Source organism: Exiguobacterium sp. R-39, from assembly GCF_049942815.1.
GTDB lineage: Bacteria > Bacillota > Bacilli > Exiguobacteriales > Exiguobacteriaceae > Exiguobacterium_A.
The window spans coordinates 848,598-864,716 of the sequence record NZ_CP187965.1 but is presented as its reverse complement, the minus strand read 5'-3'; the positions used below and the strand labels follow the sequence as shown (position 1 = coordinate 864,716).

The window sequence follows — 16,119 nt, the reverse complement described above, 5'->3', positions numbered from 1 at the left end:
AATTTATGCGGGAACGCAAAAACGTCCCTATGTACAACAAGGTTGTACATAGGGACGAGACGAGCCCGCGGTTCCACCCTACTTGCATGCGTCGGCATGCCACTCTTTGACCGGGAACACTCAAAAATGCCGTTCGCACCTGCTTCATTTCCGGCTCGCACTATCCCGAAATCGCTTGACTGAACATCAGGTGTTACTCCTTTTTCTCATCGTGTTCGTTTAGTTAGTTCTTCCGCACCTATTCTACCGAACGTAGAGCGCATCTGTCAATCGTCTCCGAGATTCAGTAATTGATCGAGAACCCGTTTCGAACGAAGGCGGAGACCGCTGTACCGTTCCATATAAGCATCCATGATTTGACGCAATAAACGTTTCGTTTCCGGCTTCACCTCGACTGTACCAATCCGGGAAAAGTCATAAACGGAAAAGACATACAACATCTTCGCCACGGATTCCGTCAAAGAAACAGCATGTTCATCTTCATGACGATGTCGTCTGCAAAGTAAACCACCGTGATTCAACGAAAAGGCAAACGGCGCTTCGGCACTGCCACAAATCGTACAGCCATTTAAGTGCGGGGCGATTCCCAGATGACGTAATAACCGGAGTTCGATGATGAAGGAGACGACATCCGGGTCGAGTCCTTCGTCCATCGCTTCAAGACCATCGACAAACAAATCATAGAGTGCCGGCTGCGGGACCCGTTCATCAAGTGCTTTATCTGCCAGTTCAAGAAGATACATCGCATAAGCCATCAAAAACACATCTTGACGAATTTTCGAATACCCTGTAATGACGTCTGCTGATTTTAATTGACCGAGACCACGCGAACGTGGATACACGTAAATGGCCCGGATAAACGGCTGGCTCGCTGCATTGAAACGGCTGCCGGGTTTTTTAGCACCACGGGCCATGACGGCGAGCTTGCCATATTCACGTGTCAACAGTGTAATGATTTTATTCGATTCACCATACACGACCGTCCGTAAGACAAGCCCTTCCGCCTTATCAATCATCGATTAATACTCGTCGTCTCGGAATCCGAGTTCACGCAGTTGACCTGCTTTGTTCCGCCAGTCTTTTTGAACCTTCACCCAAAGGTTCAAGTAGACTTTTGTTCCAAGCAGCATCTCGATGTCCGTCCGTGCTTCTGAACCGATTTCTTTTAACAGGGCACCACGTTTGCCGATGATGATTCCTTTTTGTGAATCACGTTCAATCAAAATCGTTGCGTGAATATCGACCATGTTTCCGTCTTCACGTGTCTTAATCTGATCAATGGCGACAGCAATCGAGTGCGGCACTTCGTCACGTGTCTTCTGCAGGACTTTCTCACGAATCATTTCCGAGATAATGAATCGTTCCGGATGATCGGTGATTTGATCCGCCGGATAGTACATCGGACCTTCCGGTAAGATTTTCGAGATTTCTTGCAGAAGCGGTTCGACATTATTTCCTTGAAGAGCAGAAATCGGAACGACTGCTGCGAAGTTCAATTCGTTTTGATACGATTCGATGATTGGCGGGATATCGTTCGGATGAATCAAATCGACCTTATTCATGACAAGAATGATCGGTGTATCCAAATCCTTCAACTTCTCGATGATGAATTCGTCACCTTTACCTTTTGGTTCGGTCACGTTAATCATGAAGAGAATTGCATCAACTTCACGTAAGGCGTTTGTCGCAACTTTCATCATGAAGTCACCGAGTTTGTGTTTCGGTTTATGGATTCCCGGTGTATCGATGAAAATCGTTTGCACATCATCTGTCGTATAGACACCTTGAATCTTATTCCGTGTCGTTTGTGGTTTATCCGACATAATGGCGATTTTCTGTCCGATGACACGGTTCAAGAACGTTGATTTCCCAACGTTCGGACGACCGATAATCGAAACGAATCCTGATTTAAATCCTTCTTTAAACATGAAGATCTCCCTTCGTGAATGCACCCGGTAAGAGAGCACCAACTGTCGTTTCCGTGACGTCACCCGTCAGGTTCGTCAAGTAGACCGGCATATCCGCGTCACACATTTCAAACAGAACTTGACGGCATTGTCCGCATGGTGCGACAGGTCCTTCCGTATCTGCTACGACAGCCATCGCTGCGTATTCACGTGCATCTTGTGCCCATGCCGAGAAGATCGCTGTCCGCTCAGCACAGTTGCAAAGACCATACGCCGCATTTTCGATATTACAGCCATGGAAAACCTGTCCGTCTTTCGTGAGCAAGGCAGCTCCGACTTGGAATTTTGAATAAGGAACATACGCTTTTTGGCGTGCAAGTTTAGCCTGTTCGAGTAATTGTTCTGTTTTCATGTCATTTTTCCCCTTTTAGGAACGGTATTGGCCAAAAAAAGGCCGGATTCTTATTGTACCAAATATGGAACGAAGATGCATAGTGCAATCGCAATTGATGTAAGCGCCAACACAAGCACAGCTCCGCTCGCGATATCCTTTGTTGCTTTTGCAAGCGGATGCCATTCTTCCGTGACGAGGTCAACGGTCCGTTCAAAGGCGGTATTGAACATTTCCGCACTGATGACTACGCCGATTGTTAAACATAAAATCGCCCGTTCCATCCATGTCAACGGTAAATACAAGGCAAGCGCCAGGACAATCAACCCAATCGTAAAATGGACCTTCATATGCCGTTCTTCCTTTACCGCCTGACGGATCCCGTTCATCGCATGGGTGAATGGTAACCACCACGTCTTCACAATTTTCCTCGGTACAGTTCAAAGTGATGCAGGATTTCCTCCTGACGCTTCGTCATGATCTCTTCATCTGCCTTTTCGATATGATCGTATCCGAGAAGATGCAGGAAACCATGAACGGCCAGGAACCCAAGTTCCCGTTCGAAATGATTCCCGTATTCCGCCGCCTGTTCCCGGCAACGTTCCACGGAAATGATCAAATCTCCAAGCACAACTGGTTCATCCTCAAGCAATTCAAAATCAATCTCATCTTCTCCCAGTTCATCCATCGCAAACGAAATGACGTCCGTTGCTTGATCCTTCCCACGCCATTCCCGGTTGATTTGCTGAATCTCATCATTTGTCACGAACGTGACGGATAATTCACTGTTCGCTTCAATCTTTTCTTCTGTTGCGGTATAGACCAAAATCGCTTCCACTAATTTCAGTTGTTCTTCCGTCAACAATGTACCTTCATCTGTCATGTAAATATTCATGTAAGTTCCTCTTTCTTTAATTCAGGATATTCAATCCGTTCATGGAATAACCCGGATAACGTGTGGCAGGCGCTTTCACCGACCCGGTAAATGTCACGTGTCGTCAGTTCACAGTCCGAAAATTGATCATCCAACAATTTTTCGCGAATGATTTTTTTGACCAGTTCCTGAATGCCCTCTTCAGTCGGAGACTTCATGGATCGGACCGCTGCCTCGATGGAATCGACAATCATGATGACTGCCGCTTCGCGCGTTTGTGGTTTCGGACCCGAGTAACGGAAATCCGCTTCATTGACTTCACCTTGTTCTGTTGCCTTGACGTAAAAATAACGGAGTAATGACGTACCATGATGCTCCCGGCAGATATCGACGATGACACTCGGTAACTTTTCTTCTTCCAACAGTTCCACTCCGTCATCCGTATGGGCAAGAATCACTCGAGCGGATTCTTCCGGTGTCAGACGGTCATGCGGATTAAGTCCATGCTGATTTTCAATGAAATAGAGCGGACGCCGTGTTTTCCCTAAATCATGATAGTACGCACCAACGCGGGCAAGCAACCCGTCCGCGCCAATCGCTTCACAAGCCGTCTCGGCAAGATTTGCGACCATCATACTGTGATGATACGTTCCCGGAGCCTCGACCAATAGTTTTTTTAACAAGGGATGGGTCGGGTTTAACAATTCCAAGAGACGTGTCGGGGCTAAAATACCGAATGTCATCTCAAGAAACGGTAATAATCCAATCGCCAAGATCGCACTGAAGATACCACTGACAACGGCAAACCCTAACAGAATCGACGTCTCTTTCACTTCCAACTGTCCACTACGCATGAGTACGAAAGCGAGGAAAACCGCTACGTTCGCTAAAGCAATCGTCAAACTGCTGACGAAAATCCGCCGGCGTGACAAGCTGGAACGTAGGAAATAGGTGGCCACTAACCCGCCGACCAATAAGTAAATCGCGATATTAAAGCTGAAATTTTGGTTCGTACTGTAGAAAAAAGTACCTGCTAGAGCCATGAACAAGGTACTGGATAAAGCGATTCGCTCATTCAATAAATTACGCAAAACTAACGCTGAAAATGCAGTCGGCGTTAGTAAATACAGAGCCGGATTAATATCGTCTGCCAAGAAAGCCATCCCGTACGTCACGACAAGTTGCAATATCACAACTAAATACACCAAACTGAACAGCTTTACTCTGCCCATCTTTGCATAACGTAAGTTGGATCGACTGATGAATCCGAACAACAACAGTGTCATCAGAGCACTGACAATCAACGTTCCAAACAAAGGTTTAAGGGATTGCCGGTCAGAAATCAGACCGACGAGCTGCAGTTGACGGTAGGCATCCTGGGAGATGACTTCTCCCCGTTTGACGATGACTTCTCCCTCAGAAATCAAGACCGGTTCCACTTTATCGCTGGTCTGCTTACGCAACTGCTCTGTTTTCTCGGGATCGTACACATAGTTCGTAACAATCAATTGATCAGTCAGCGTTTTTCCGACAGCCTTCATCGAAAACGATAAGGCGGACCGTTCAATATCAAGTCGTGCATTTTCACGCGCTTCCGCCACTTCACCGCCATCAGAAGAAATTCGTTGCCGCATCGCTTCCTCAATGGCCGTAATCACAACGTCGCGTGTCGTCGTCCGCATTGCTGTAGACGATGTGGCAAGAAGCCGCAATTCATCGTCTTGCAGTAAATCCGCGGCTTCCGTTCCCCGGAGCCGCTGTTTGATTCGACCGATGTCTTCTGCTTTTTTAATGCCTTTAAGACTTGCAAACAGTTGCTCGACTTTATCGATTTGCTGTGCAGCATATTCCTGTTTAATCGTGTATTGGCTATCAATTGCGGCTACCGTATTTTCTTTCAGTAACCGGGTGGCTTCCCGGTCTTCCATCGTCAGCGGTGACCGAATATCTTCTTCTGCAATCGAAAATGGATCTGCTGACAGTGCTTCGGGCCGGACACTGACATACATCATCGTCGAAACGATGATGTAAAAGCCGAGTGTCAGCAGACTGATCCACATACCTACTTTGCGCATCCGTTCGTCTCCTTTCCACTTCAAGACTCACCTGTTGCGCTTCAATCGAGTTCTTGACTATACGCATCAATGATTTTCCGAACAAGTGGATGCCGGACGACATCAGCCGAACTAAAGTGTTCAAAATGAATGCCGCGAACATTGCCAAGTAAATTCAACGCTTCTTGTAAACCGGATGCTTTTCCCCGAGGTAAATCAACTTGCGTTAAATCGCCTGTGACAATCATCTTCGAGTGAAAACCAAGACGTGTCAAAAACATTTTCATTTGTTCTCTTGTCGTATTTTGCGCTTCATCCAAAATGACGAAAGCATGCTCCAGTGTCCGCCCCCGCATATAGGCGAGCGGTGCAATTTCAATCACACCCCGTTCCAACAAACGGGCTGTGTGTTCCACACCAAGCACGTCATGTAACGCATCATAAAGCGGACGTAAATACGGATCGACTTTTTCTTTTAGATCCCCCGGTAAGAATCCGAGATTTTCCCCTGCTTCAACTGCAGGTCGTGTTAATACTAATCGTTTGACATAACCTTCTTTTAAGGCCTTTGCTGCCATGACGACCGCTAAATACGTTTTCCCGGTTCCGGCCGGTCCGATACCGAATGTTAAATCACATTTTTCAATTCCCCGGACGTAACGGGCTTGACCAAGTGTTTTTGCCCGGAGCGGTTTTCCCTTGTGATTCGTATGAATGACCGTATCGTATAATTCGAGTAATTCATCGACCCGGTCTTGTCGCGCCAGTTGAATTGCGCTTGTTGCGTCACGTTCCGTTAAGACGGCTCCCCGATCAACCAGTTGCTTTAAGACACCGACGACCTGTTTTGCTAACACGACAGACCGTTCTTCTTCCGCCTGCGCCAGCAATTCATCACCACGATGGGTAAGTTGGACTTCCAGCTCCGCTTCCATCGTTTTTAGTACGGCATCGTTCGGTCCTACGAATGCTTGAATCTGTTCTGAATTCGAAAATACGAATGGGATTCTTTCATTGAATATCACGTTATGATTGGCCTCCTAATGATGGATAACAGTACGTCATCTCTATAAATCTGTTCTAGTCCACTTTATCATTTAAGAAGATTAGATGGAAAGAAAAACCCATCCTCAAGATGTGGTTTCCTTGTTTTAACTCTTTTCGTTTTCTATCCTTGCTGAGCCCGTGATTTTCCCATCGTGTCTTCACAAAAAAAAATCAGCTCTCCACTTACACGAGAGCTGACCTGTTTTTAACGATGCGGGGATTTTGACGCCCGTTTTGATACCGGCGGTCCAAGGACTTCGCTCCAGATGATTGCCTGGCGGATTTCCTCTTGCGTTGTCTGCATCCCTTTTTTCTTATCCCGTCTTTTTCCAATCTCATCACTTGAAATACTTCCAGTGATCTTGCCCAGATTCGATCGTGATTGTTTCTGAGCTTTCACACGATCCCGTTCATCCAAGCGTTGTTGCAATTCGGTCCGCTGATGCTTGACCGGTTGTGTCTGCTTTGGTTGTTTCCGTTTGATCGGAGGTGGAACCTCCCGATTTTCCGGAAGCTTCGTTTCCACTTGATCGACCATTTTCTTGACATAGTCGCCAAATTCTTTAGAGGGAACACGTGTTGAAGAACTGGTCTTCTTTTGATCGGCTGCTTTTGAGATAACCGAGATTACACCAAAGGCAATCATCAGTCCGACCCAAATTAAGCTTTCCATCTAGATCATCCTTTTATTGTGTGTCGTTCGGCGATGATTGACCACCGATGGCTTGACGCATCTTCGTATCAGCCGTCACGTTCAAGTAGTTGGCATAATCCATTACACTGAAGTTTCCGTCACGCAGTGCTTCCGCAATCGCAAGCGGGACTTCCGCTTCTGCCGCCACGACTTTCGCACGCATTTCTTCGACACGTGATTTCATCTCTTGTTCGCTCGCAATCGCCATCGCGCGACGTTCTTCCGCTTTCGCTTGAGCGATGTTTTTATCGGCTTCCGCCTGATCCGTCTGAAGAACGGCACCAATGTTTTTACCGATATCGATATCGGCAATATCAATCGAGAGAATTTCGAATGCTGTTCCTGAATCAAGACCTTTCGCAAGGACCGTCCGGGAAATCATTTCCGGATTTTCAAGAACTTCTTTTTGATCTTGACATGAACCAATCGTCGAGATGACCCCTTCACCAACACGGGCGATGACGGTTTCTTCACCCGCACCACCGACGAGGCGGTCGATATTGGCACGGACCGTAATCCGAGCTTTTGCTTTAACTTCAATCCCGTTCATTGCAACACCGGCAATGAATGGCGTTTCGATGACTTTCGGGTTAACGGACATCTGTACGGCTTCAAGCACGTTCCGACCTGCTAAATCAATCGCTGCCGCCCGTTCAAAACTGAGTTCAATATTCGCACGGTGTGCCGCAATCAAGGCGTTGACGACACGGTCCACATTACCACCGGCAAGAAAGTGACTTTCCAGTTGGTTTGTATTGAGGTTGATTCCTGCTTTCACTGCCTTGATCAATGGATTCACGATTTTTGACGGTGTAACACGACGGAGTCGCATTCCGACTAATGTAAAGATGGAGACACGGACCCCGGCGGCAAGTGAACTGATCCAAAGCGGGATCGGGACAAGCGTAAAGAAAATCGCGAGGAAAATAAGTATTCCTCCTGATACGAGTAGAACGGTCAATAGTTCGGGTGTCATATGAGTGACTCCTCCTTCGTTTTTTGGACTCGAACGATGACTCGTCCGTGTGTGACGTCTTGCACGACGACTTGTTCACCGGCGTTAATAAAATTCCCTTCCGTGACAGCATCGACTCGATTTCCATCAATCTCAATCGTTCCTGCCGGGCGAAGTTGTGTCAAACTAATCCCGATTTTGCCACGCAGTTGTTCTTTATCTTGATGAGAGAGATATCCTTTTTCCGACGATGTGGAGTCTGTTAAAATCAAACCTCGCCATAATAACGATTGGTTCGATTTGATCCGACGATACGCCCAAAATCCGGCAGCAAGCGATAAAAAGACTGCCAAACCGACAGCAAGACCCACCTGACCGACCGTCGCACCCGCCATAATCAAGCTGGCAAGAACTGCGCCGATGCCAAGTACGCCGAATATCCCGAACCCTGTCACGAATATTTCGACCAGCAACATGAGGACACCGATCATGAAGACCGCTAAAATCATCCCTAAGCTAAAAGACATTACTTCGTTCACCCCTTTTTCATCAGAATCAGACGACAACATGTTTCATCTTTCTGAACATGGCTCATTGTTACTTTTATTATATACGCTTTCATCTTAGAAAAGGTTTCATAACTTTTATCAATTTTCGAATTTTTCCGATTTTATTGCATAAAAAAAGGCATCCCGGAGGACACCTTTCAAAACGGGTTAATGTAGTTGTTGTTTAACAAGGCGATTAATTAAAGCACCGTCCGCTTTACCCTTAAGTTGCGGCATGACGACACCCATTACTTTCCCCATATCCGAAGGAGCCGAGGCACCCGTCTGCGCAATTGCTGCGTTGACGATTTCCTGAACTTCTTCTTCCGAAAGTTGTTTTGGCATATAAGCTTCGAGCACGATTATCTCTGCTTGAATCTTCTCGACGAGGTCGTGACGATCAGCGCGTTCGAATTCTCGGAGGGAGTCGTTGCGCTGTTTCATCTCACGTGAGAGTATAGTTAGCTCTTCCTCATCAGTTAATTCTTGCTTACCGAGTTTAATCGCTTCATTTTGCAGGGACGACTTCACCATCCGAATCGTCGTAAGACGATCTTTCTCACGCGAACGCATGGCTTCCTTCATATCCACTGTCAAACGCTCTTGAAGACTCATGAGGATACACCCTCTCTTACGTTAGAACTTCTTACGCTTACGCGCAGCCTCCGATTTAAGCTTACGTTTTACACTTGGCTTTTCGTAGTGTTTACGTTTACGAACTTCAGCAAGCGTACCATCTTTTGAAACACCACGTTTGAAGCGACGAAGTGCGTCTTCAAGTGATTCATTTTTACGTACACGAGTTTCCACTAGTTTTCCCTCCCTCCGATATTACCGACTAAAGGAAACGTGTCAGACACGTCATACAACATTATAGTAGGAATATACAAAATGGTCAATAGTTGATTAACCAGTTTTGCTTCATTCCTGAGATGTTCCTTTTTGTTCTTTTCTATAGTCTCATGTTGCTCCCGTATTTACAACAAATTCATGGTTATTCAACTAAAAAAACCGAAATATTTTGTAAGCGTTTTCTGAAATTTTATGAAATGTTTTGTCAAAATGGTGAATGATGTGTCAAAATAGACACAGTTATCTGAAAAAGGAGTTGTTTTCATTTGAAAGAAGCCAAGCGAATTATTTGGGGATTGATTTTAGGAGTTATCCTCGGAATCATTCTCGCCATGTTACCAGACAAATCTATTTACGAAGGATTGAATAAGTATGCGCTTCAACCAATCGGTACGATCTTCTTGAACCTGATTAAGATGCTCGTCGTCCCGATCGTCTTCTTCTCGATTTCCCTTGGAGTCATGGGACTCGGAAATCCAAAAGAGCTTGGCCGTGTCGGCGGAAAAGCCATCACGTATTTCATGACGACGACAGCCGTCGCCATCGTCATCGCCCTTGGTCTGTCACTGTTAATTAAACCGGGGACATTCGGTAATTTTGCAACAGACAACTTGAAATATGACCAAGGCAACTTACCGGATACGAGTTTAATCAATACGATTGTCGGCATGTTCCCGACCAATCCGATTACGTCGATGGCAGAAGGCAACATGTTACAAATTATCGTCTTCAGCGTCTTCATCGGTTTCGGCATCACGTTCCTTGGCAGCAAGGTCTCGACATTACGTTCATTCATCGAACAAGGAAATGACTTGATGACGTATTTGATTGGGCTCGTCATGAAGATGGCACCACTCGGCGCATTCGCTTTGATTGCCTCTGCTGTCGGCTCACAAGGATTTGATTCCTTAAAAGCGATGGGTCTCTATATGGGAGTCGTTATCCTGGCCTTGATTGTCCACTCTCTGCTGACGTACGGATCAACCGTTTCACTGCTCGGAAAAATGAATCCGTTTTTCTTCTTTAAAAAGTTTGCTCCGGTCATGCTGTTTGCCTTCTCGACTTCGTCGTCGAACGCAACGTTACCGGTCGCGATGCAGACGGCACAACGTGAACTGAAAGTGCCGCGTTCTGTATCGAGTTTCGTTCAACCGCTCGGAGCGACGATCAATATGGACGGTACAGCCATCATGCAAGGGGTCGCCACCGTCTTTATCGCTCAGGTATATGGAATTGATTTATCGCCTTCTCAACTCGCGACAGTTGTTTTGACTGCCGTTCTCGCTTCTGTCGGAACAGCCGGCGTACCGGGTGTAGGTCTCGTCATGCTGACGATGGTTCTCCAGTCCGTCAATCTGCCTGTCGAAGGGATTGCCTTGATTATCGGGGTCGACCGTCTGCTTGATATGATGCGGACAGCCGTCAATATCACAGGTGACGCCGCTTGTGCCGTTATCGTCGCAAAATCAGAAGAAGGTAACCTGAACGAAGAAGAGGAAGAAGACGAGCGTTACGCTTAACTTTTCCTTAGATGAAAAACGCGCTACCCTCGTGAGTCATTCACAGGGGCGGCGCGTTTTTGAGTTGATTATTTTTTTAGGACGTACGAGCTGAGCGGATCAACCGTCACGTTGCCTGATACTTTCTTCAGTGTTTTTGTTCCGGCGGTTTTACCATCGACGATCACATTCCATGTTCCTTTTGGTAACGTCATCTTGACGGCTTGACGTTTCGCATTGTGAACGACATAAAGATCTGTTTTTTGCTGAGGCGCATCATCTGATAATTGATACGCTACAACCTGCTCTGGTGACGATGTGAACGTCAGGTAGCGGCGGATGTCTTTTGCTGTTCCTAAATGAAGAGCAGGATTTGCTTTCCGGACTTGAATCAGACCTTTCATATAGTCGACATCAGTTTGACGGTCCATTTTACGTTTCCAGTCGAGCTGGTTAACGGAATCCGGTGACTTGTACGAGTTGTGGTCGCCGCCTTTTGTCCGCATGAAATCTTGACCGGCATGGATGAATGTTGTTCCTTGTGACGTCAGCAGAATACTTGACGCCAAGCGGTGCATCTTTGTTTTCGTCGCATCCGTATCTGTCGGATTCGTTAAGTTCAACTTATCCCATAATGTGTGGTTATCATGGGCTTCGACGTACGTGATGGCTTGATTCGGTTCTGCTGCGAATCCCGTGATGTCTTTGCTGTACGCAATCTCACCGACGATTCCGCGTTTAATGCGTGTTTCAAGACCTGTTTTACCGTTGATGAAACCGGCATCCGTGTCTTCAAAGACACTTCCTTTAAGTGCATCGCGCAAGTTATCGTTGAAATGAGCGATTCCCGGCATTTGCTTGGCATTCGTCTGGTTGGCTTTGTCTGCTTCCGGAAGCGGTGTTCCGAGACTCCAGCCTTCCCCGAAGACAAGAATCGACGGATCGATTTTAGTTGTTGTTTTTTTGACGGCATTCATCGTCTTGACGTCATGAATCCCCATCAAATCGAAGCGGAAACCGTCCCACCAGTATTCTTTTGCCCAGTAGGCGACAGAATCAACAATCAATTTATGCATCATTTTCCGTTCGGAAGCCGTATCGTTTCCGACACCTGTTCCGTTGGCGAGATCGCCGCCTTCCGTGTAACGGTAGTAGTAACCCGGAACGATTTTATCGAGATTCGATGCTTTCGCGTCAAACATATGATTGTAGACAACATCCATGACGGCACGAAGTCCGTTATCGTGCAAACCTTGAATCATTTGTTTCATTTCTTTAATCCGGACTTTTGGATCGTACGGATTCGTCGCGTAAGAGCCTTCCGGTGCATTGTAGTTTTTCGGATCATAGCCCCAGTTGTATGTTTTAAGCGGATTCGTTTCGTCGACAGAAGCCGTATTGAAATCATAGACCGGAATGAACTGGACATGCGTGATGCCAAGCTCTTTCAAATGATCGAGTCCTGTTTTCGTTTTCGTTTTTTTACCATCCTTCAACAAACGTGTTCCCGGCTCGACAACACCGAGATACTTTCCTTTTTGCTTGATGCCTGAATCGTACGTGTTTCCTGTGACATCAAACATCGACAAATCCCGGACATGCGTTTCGTAAATGATGGCATCAGTTGTTTGTTTCAGCGGCATTTTTGATTTTGTCCAACGTTTTGGGTTCGTCTCTTTCAGGTCGACGACCACTCCTTGATCTCCGTTGACAGCGACGGCTGTCGCATAAGGATCAACGGCGCGTGTCGTTTCTTTAGCGTGTTTGACTTCATAGGTGTATCCTGCTCCGTCAAGATCGCCTTTGATCGTTACACTGAAGACCCCACGGTCGCCACGGACCATCTTCACTTCACGGACGATATTCTTTGTAGTGGCCGCTTGTGTTTTCGGTAATTTGTAGAGTTCCAGTTCGACGGCTTGCGCAGTCGGTGCCCAAACGCGGAACGTCGTTTTTCCTTTTTGATAGGACGTGCCGAGTTTTCCATCATACGCATATTTTTTGTCAAAAGCATCGGAACGCAACACGTTTCCTGCTTCTAAAATCCCTTCCCCGAACACCGGGTGCGAGACCGTAATGACATCTGCTAAATCAATGTCCGTCGTGACGGTTACTTTTAACGTCTTCGCATCCACTTGTGTGACAAGCGGATTGACGAGTCCTTTAAAGGTCAGCGTTTTTAAATCTTCTGACGTAATCGGCGAGTTCGTTTTCAACGTCATCGTCTTAAAATCATCGGCCAGGAAACTTTTGAATTTTGGCGTCCGATCGATATCCGGTTGGCTGTAATAAACCGTTTGATCGCCTTCAATCAGCCAAATATCCTTCGCTCCCGCATAATAGAAACGATCCGCTCCGTCTTTTTCAGACCATCCTTCGATATGAGGAATGATTCCGACAAGACGTTCCTTCGTCTTATTCGCCAGTATGACGTTTGCTACAGCGCCAAATGCGTCTTGACCGTCAAATTCAAACCGTTTTCCATCCTGAGCGTTTGGCCATGCCCACACCCCGTACTTCTCGTAGTCATTGTCATACCGGTAATAATGAATGTTCGTGTTGACGGACTCGACGTCATTGCCGCCCGTCGGATTAACCGGTGAAACTTCTTTGCTACCCGATTCAATCCAAACTTCGGCAACACCGTCTTTGATCATGTCTTTTGTGATGAAGCGGTCGTTTTCCGAACCGGCATCTTTGTTCCAGGAATCATCGCGGACGATGAAACCGATTTTCTCCGGTTGATCAACCGGAAATTCGTAAGCGGCAATTTTTCCGTAAGCATCTTGACCGTTAAAGGCATGTGCCTTGTTCGGGAAATAATCCGGCCCATTTGCCCACAACCAGAGATTCCAATCTTTTTCTGACGTTTTATCTTCTTTGTAGTGAATGATGACCAGTGTCGATTCTCCTTTTTCCAGTGCCAGACCATTTACCGGAACTAAACTAAACATCAGTGCAAACGTTAGCACAACTGCACAGACTGATCTCCATCGATTCATGCCGTATCCTCCTTGGATTTATGTAATCGTTTTCATTTTCATTCTCCATTCGTTCGGCTGCTCTGTCAAAGCTTATTTTAGTTCACTAAAGAAAATAAGACTTTTGGACCAACGCGGACGTATGACCATAAAAAAGAGGCTGACTTCCCAGTCACCCTCTTATATTTTCATTTTGATTGACGATCCGTCACTTCAGTAATTGCCTGCTTCGTGACTTTCATCGAGTGATCCGATGCAAAGAAATACCAGACACCGTCACTTGCGATATAGCCTTCCCCTTCAAGTTTTAACGGTTTTAACCGCTCGAATCCCGCCTGATTTTCTTGTGCGAGTTGGGCTGCTTCGGAAAACGTGACATTTGTACTAAAGTTATTTTTCAGGACCCGACTGACATCTTCCAAGTTCGTCAGGATATCGGGTCCGGCAAGCTTCATGCCGACAGCTTCAAGTACCTGCCGCTGACGAATTTGCCGTCCCATGTCCCCGAGCGGATCCTGTTTTCGCATGCGTGCATAACCGCTCGCTTCAAGTCCGGTCAGTTTTATTTTTCCTTCAGCGTAGTCTTTTTGTAAACGCCGGTCGTTCCAACTAAACGCAGACGGATTATCGACAGTGACTCCGCCGACCGCATCGACCAGCTCGATCAGACCTTCCATATTGATTTTGGCGTAATACGGAATCTTGACGTCAAAGGTCTTCTCAACCGTCTCAATCGTCTCTTCCACTCCACCGTAAGCATAGGTATGATTAATTTTCGTTTTCGTACCATCTGACAGTGTCACCTGCATATCACGTGGAATCGACAGTGATGTCGCTTTTGGTGTTTTCGGGTTAAACGACAATAACATGATGGCATCGGCCCGTCCCGGATCGTTTTTTCGTTCATCCACACCAATCAACAGGACGTTGACCGGCTGCATCACTTCAAGCGGAAGCTTTTTTTGCCCTTTTAGCGGAGTAATGAAACCGTCCGCCGTATGTTGCAACTTTAAAAAAGCATACCCGGTCGTAGCGCTGACAATCAAGATGCATGCCAATAACAATGCACTGATTACACGCCATCCAATCCAAGGTCGCCTCTTTCGCAAACGTGATTCCACAGCGGTACCTCCTATAATTTCTGCTGATACGTCTTCATTAATCCGGCGATATTCGCATTGTGTAAAAAGACGACGGCATCCACATTTTTTTGCTTCGCAAATTCAGAGGCATCAAAGTCTTTATGGACATAGCGGATATCAACGACTTCGAGATTCGCACTTCGGGCAAGAAACGGCAGCACAGGATTGGCGAAGGAGTCTTTGAGGACAAGTAACTTCGGTCCTTTCGTTTTTGACGTCATTGATAAAATACCGTGGTTACCGCGCATAAAGACTTCGTAACGGTCGGCATAGTCGCCCTCTTCCTTAATAAATTGCTCATCAATCAACGGCTGACCGCATTTTTTGTCGTAGCAGACGTCGATACCCTTAAATTGGCCGGCATCGTAATATTCAATTTTGTCTCCTGTGCTCGCATACGCAAGTGTCGTCTTGCGGGCGAGTGAACCAAAATACGGATGTTCCGATGCGCGTTTTGATTCAGGATCGACTTCTACTTTTTTTAACGTCGGTTCTGTTTTGGCGACTGTACGGATAATTTCGCCATAGGCTTGATAGGCACCATCTACGTTCCAGTGATGATCTGTCTTAAAGTAATCCGTCAGCTTTAACGCATCAAGGGGAATCGATGTAATTCCTGCTTTCATAAAGCCGGCTTGCATCGTCTTGTACCGTTGCTCAGCGTTTGAGGCGACATAGTCCGGAATGATTCCATCCCGTTCCGCAATAACGGTCTTGGATGGTGCAAGTGCGAAGTAGACAGGCCGATCAACATCTTTCGTGAACTGTTGAAAAGCACTCGGAATGACCGGTTGTGCCGCTTGACTCGGTTCAATCATATAGCCGTTTTCAGCAGTGTAGATCCCATTTCGAAACGGCTGTTGAAACAAATTTTTCGATAGACGTGCCTGCATTTCAACGAAAGTACCACGTAACAATAACTGATCCGCAAAATAGCTTTCCATCTTCAGCATATCCTTACCGGAAGCCACTCCTTGCATAGTCGGTTGAACGGAATGTGCAAGTGTTCGATTTTCAAGTTGGGAACTGACACGGTCGTCGCGAAGAATCGTTCCAATTCCGATTGTCAGCAAAATGATAAAAAAACTGATGATCGTCAGCCACATCATCTTTTTCTCAAACGTAGTTCCCGGTTGTGTCTGTTTCTGATTCTTTTCAATAGGTTGCGCCACTGG

16 protein-coding genes are annotated in these 16,119 nt (G+C 46.4%); 1 reads left to right on the top strand and 15 read right to left on the bottom strand.

The features are described from left to right. Positions 1 to 266: 266 nt before the first annotated feature. From recO to rpsU, 12 genes are all read right to left on the bottom strand, one after another. Complete coding sequence (gene recO / locus ACP26N_RS04445) at positions 267 to 1,016, bottom strand: DNA repair protein RecO (RefSeq protein ID WP_131503958.1); 750 nt, start codon at positions 1,014 to 1,016, stop codon at positions 267 to 269. 3 nt (positions 1,017 to 1,019) lie between these two features. Next, complete coding sequence (gene era, locus ACP26N_RS04440) at positions 1,020 to 1,928, bottom strand: GTPase Era (protein ID WP_012369729.1); 909 nt, start codon at positions 1,926 to 1,928, stop codon at positions 1,020 to 1,022. After that, a complete protein-coding gene (locus tag ACP26N_RS04435; protein WP_114596407.1) occupies positions 1,921 to 2,319 on the bottom strand; it encodes a cytidine deaminase in 399 nt (132 codons plus the stop codon). The genes era and ACP26N_RS04435 overlap by 8 nt, the downstream gene beginning before the upstream one ends. A 50-nt stretch (positions 2,320 to 2,369) precedes the next feature. Further along, positions 2,370 to 2,720 carry a diacylglycerol kinase family protein gene (locus ACP26N_RS04430; protein WP_131503957.1) on the bottom strand — a complete coding sequence of 117 codons (351 nt, stop codon included), beginning with the start codon at positions 2,718 to 2,720 and terminating at the stop codon, positions 2,370 to 2,372. Next, positions 2,717 to 3,193 (bottom strand): rRNA maturation RNase YbeY, encoded by a 477-nt coding sequence (gene ybeY, locus ACP26N_RS04425; RefSeq protein ID WP_131503956.1) that lies wholly within the window; start codon positions 3,191 to 3,193, stop codon positions 2,717 to 2,719. The genes ACP26N_RS04430 and ybeY overlap by 4 nt, the downstream gene beginning before the upstream one ends. Then, positions 3,190 to 5,247, bottom strand: a complete 2,058-nt coding sequence (locus tag ACP26N_RS04420; protein WP_131503955.1) for an HD family phosphohydrolase — start codon at positions 5,245 to 5,247, stop codon at positions 3,190 to 3,192. Before ACP26N_RS04420 ends, ybeY begins: the two co-directional genes overlap by 4 nt. A gap of 41 nt (positions 5,248 to 5,288) precedes the next feature. Then, complete coding sequence (locus ACP26N_RS04415) at positions 5,289 to 6,251, bottom strand: PhoH family protein (RefSeq protein ID WP_131503954.1); 963 nt, start codon at positions 6,249 to 6,251, stop codon at positions 5,289 to 5,291. A gap of 227 nt (positions 6,252 to 6,478) precedes the next feature. Beyond that, complete coding sequence (locus ACP26N_RS04410; RefSeq protein WP_131973205.1) at positions 6,479 to 6,946, bottom strand: hypothetical protein; 468 nt, start codon at positions 6,944 to 6,946, stop codon at positions 6,479 to 6,481. 13 nt (positions 6,947 to 6,959) lie between these two features. Continuing rightward, a complete protein-coding gene (gene floA / locus ACP26N_RS04405; RefSeq protein WP_131503952.1) occupies positions 6,960 to 7,943 on the bottom strand; it encodes a flotillin-like protein FloA in 984 nt (327 codons plus the stop codon). Then, the gene (locus tag ACP26N_RS04400) at positions 7,940 to 8,449 is read right to left on the bottom strand and encodes an NfeD family protein (RefSeq protein ID WP_131973206.1); all 510 of its coding nucleotides are present in this window, start codon (positions 8,447 to 8,449) and stop codon (positions 7,940 to 7,942) included. Before ACP26N_RS04400 ends, floA begins: the two co-directional genes overlap by 4 nt. A gap of 189 nt (positions 8,450 to 8,638) precedes the next feature. Next, positions 8,639 to 9,085 carry a GatB/YqeY domain-containing protein gene (locus ACP26N_RS04395; RefSeq protein WP_026828988.1) on the bottom strand — a complete coding sequence of 149 codons (447 nt, stop codon included), beginning with the start codon at positions 9,083 to 9,085 and terminating at the stop codon, positions 8,639 to 8,641. Positions 9,086 to 9,106: 21 nt separating this feature from the next. Further along, complete coding sequence (gene rpsU, locus ACP26N_RS04390; protein WP_012369719.1) at positions 9,107 to 9,280, bottom strand: 30S ribosomal protein S21; 174 nt, start codon at positions 9,278 to 9,280, stop codon at positions 9,107 to 9,109. 308 nt (positions 9,281 to 9,588) lie between these two features. Here rpsU and ACP26N_RS04385 point away from each other — a divergent pair, with 308 nt between their 5' ends. After that, positions 9,589 to 10,842: a dicarboxylate/amino acid:cation symporter gene (locus tag ACP26N_RS04385; protein WP_426354867.1), complete on the top strand. Its 1,254-nt coding sequence runs from the start codon at positions 9,589 to 9,591 to the stop codon at positions 10,840 to 10,842. 68 nt (positions 10,843 to 10,910) lie between these two features. Here the strand turns inward: ACP26N_RS04385 and pulA are convergent, their stop codons facing one another. From pulA to ACP26N_RS04370, 3 genes are all read right to left on the bottom strand, one after another. Then, positions 10,911 to 13,823 carry a type I pullulanase gene (pulA, locus tag ACP26N_RS04380; protein ID WP_426354865.1) on the bottom strand — a complete coding sequence of 971 codons (2,913 nt, stop codon included), beginning with the start codon at positions 13,821 to 13,823 and terminating at the stop codon, positions 10,911 to 10,913. Positions 13,824 to 13,990: 167 nt separating this feature from the next. After that, positions 13,991 to 14,923 (bottom strand): LCP family protein, encoded by a 933-nt coding sequence (locus ACP26N_RS04375; RefSeq protein WP_131973209.1) that lies wholly within the window; start codon positions 14,921 to 14,923, stop codon positions 13,991 to 13,993. Positions 14,924 to 14,934: 11 nt separating this feature from the next. After that, positions 14,935 to 16,116, bottom strand: coding sequence for a DHHW family protein (locus ACP26N_RS04370; protein WP_131973210.1), 1,182 nt, complete (start codon positions 16,114 to 16,116; stop codon positions 14,935 to 14,937). Between the last annotated feature and the right edge of the window lie 3 nt (positions 16,117 to 16,119).

Coding starts and splice junctions, on each gene's coding strand:
- ybeY (WP_131503956.1), bottom strand. CDS start 3,193: ATGAATATTTACATGACAGATGAAGGTACATTGTTGACGGAAGAACAA.
- floA (WP_131503952.1), bottom strand. CDS start 7,943: ATGACACCCGAACTATTGACCGTTCTACTCGTATCAGGAGGAATACTT.
- ACP26N_RS04410 (WP_131973205.1), bottom strand. CDS start 6,946: ATGGAAAGCTTAATTTGGGTCGGACTGATGATTGCCTTTGGTGTAATC.
- recO (WP_131503958.1), bottom strand. CDS start 1,016: ATGATTGATAAGGCGGAAGGGCTTGTCTTACGGACGGTCGTGTATGGT.
- pulA (WP_426354865.1), bottom strand. CDS start 13,823: ATGAATCGATGGAGATCAGTCTGTGCAGTTGTGCTAACGTTTGCACTG.
- ACP26N_RS04435 (WP_114596407.1), bottom strand. CDS start 2,319: ATGAAAACAGAACAATTACTCGAACAGGCTAAACTTGCACGCCAAAAA.
- ACP26N_RS04420 (WP_131503955.1), bottom strand. CDS start 5,247: ATGCGCAAAGTAGGTATGTGGATCAGTCTGCTGACACTCGGCTTTTAC.
- ACP26N_RS04400 (WP_131973206.1), bottom strand. CDS start 8,449: ATGTCTTTTAGCTTAGGGATGATTTTAGCGGTCTTCATGATCGGTGTC.
- ACP26N_RS04395 (WP_026828988.1), bottom strand. CDS start 9,085: ATGAGTCTTCAAGAGCGTTTGACAGTGGATATGAAGGAAGCCATGCGT.
- era (WP_012369729.1), bottom strand. CDS start 1,928: ATGTTTAAAGAAGGATTTAAATCAGGATTCGTTTCGATTATCGGTCGT.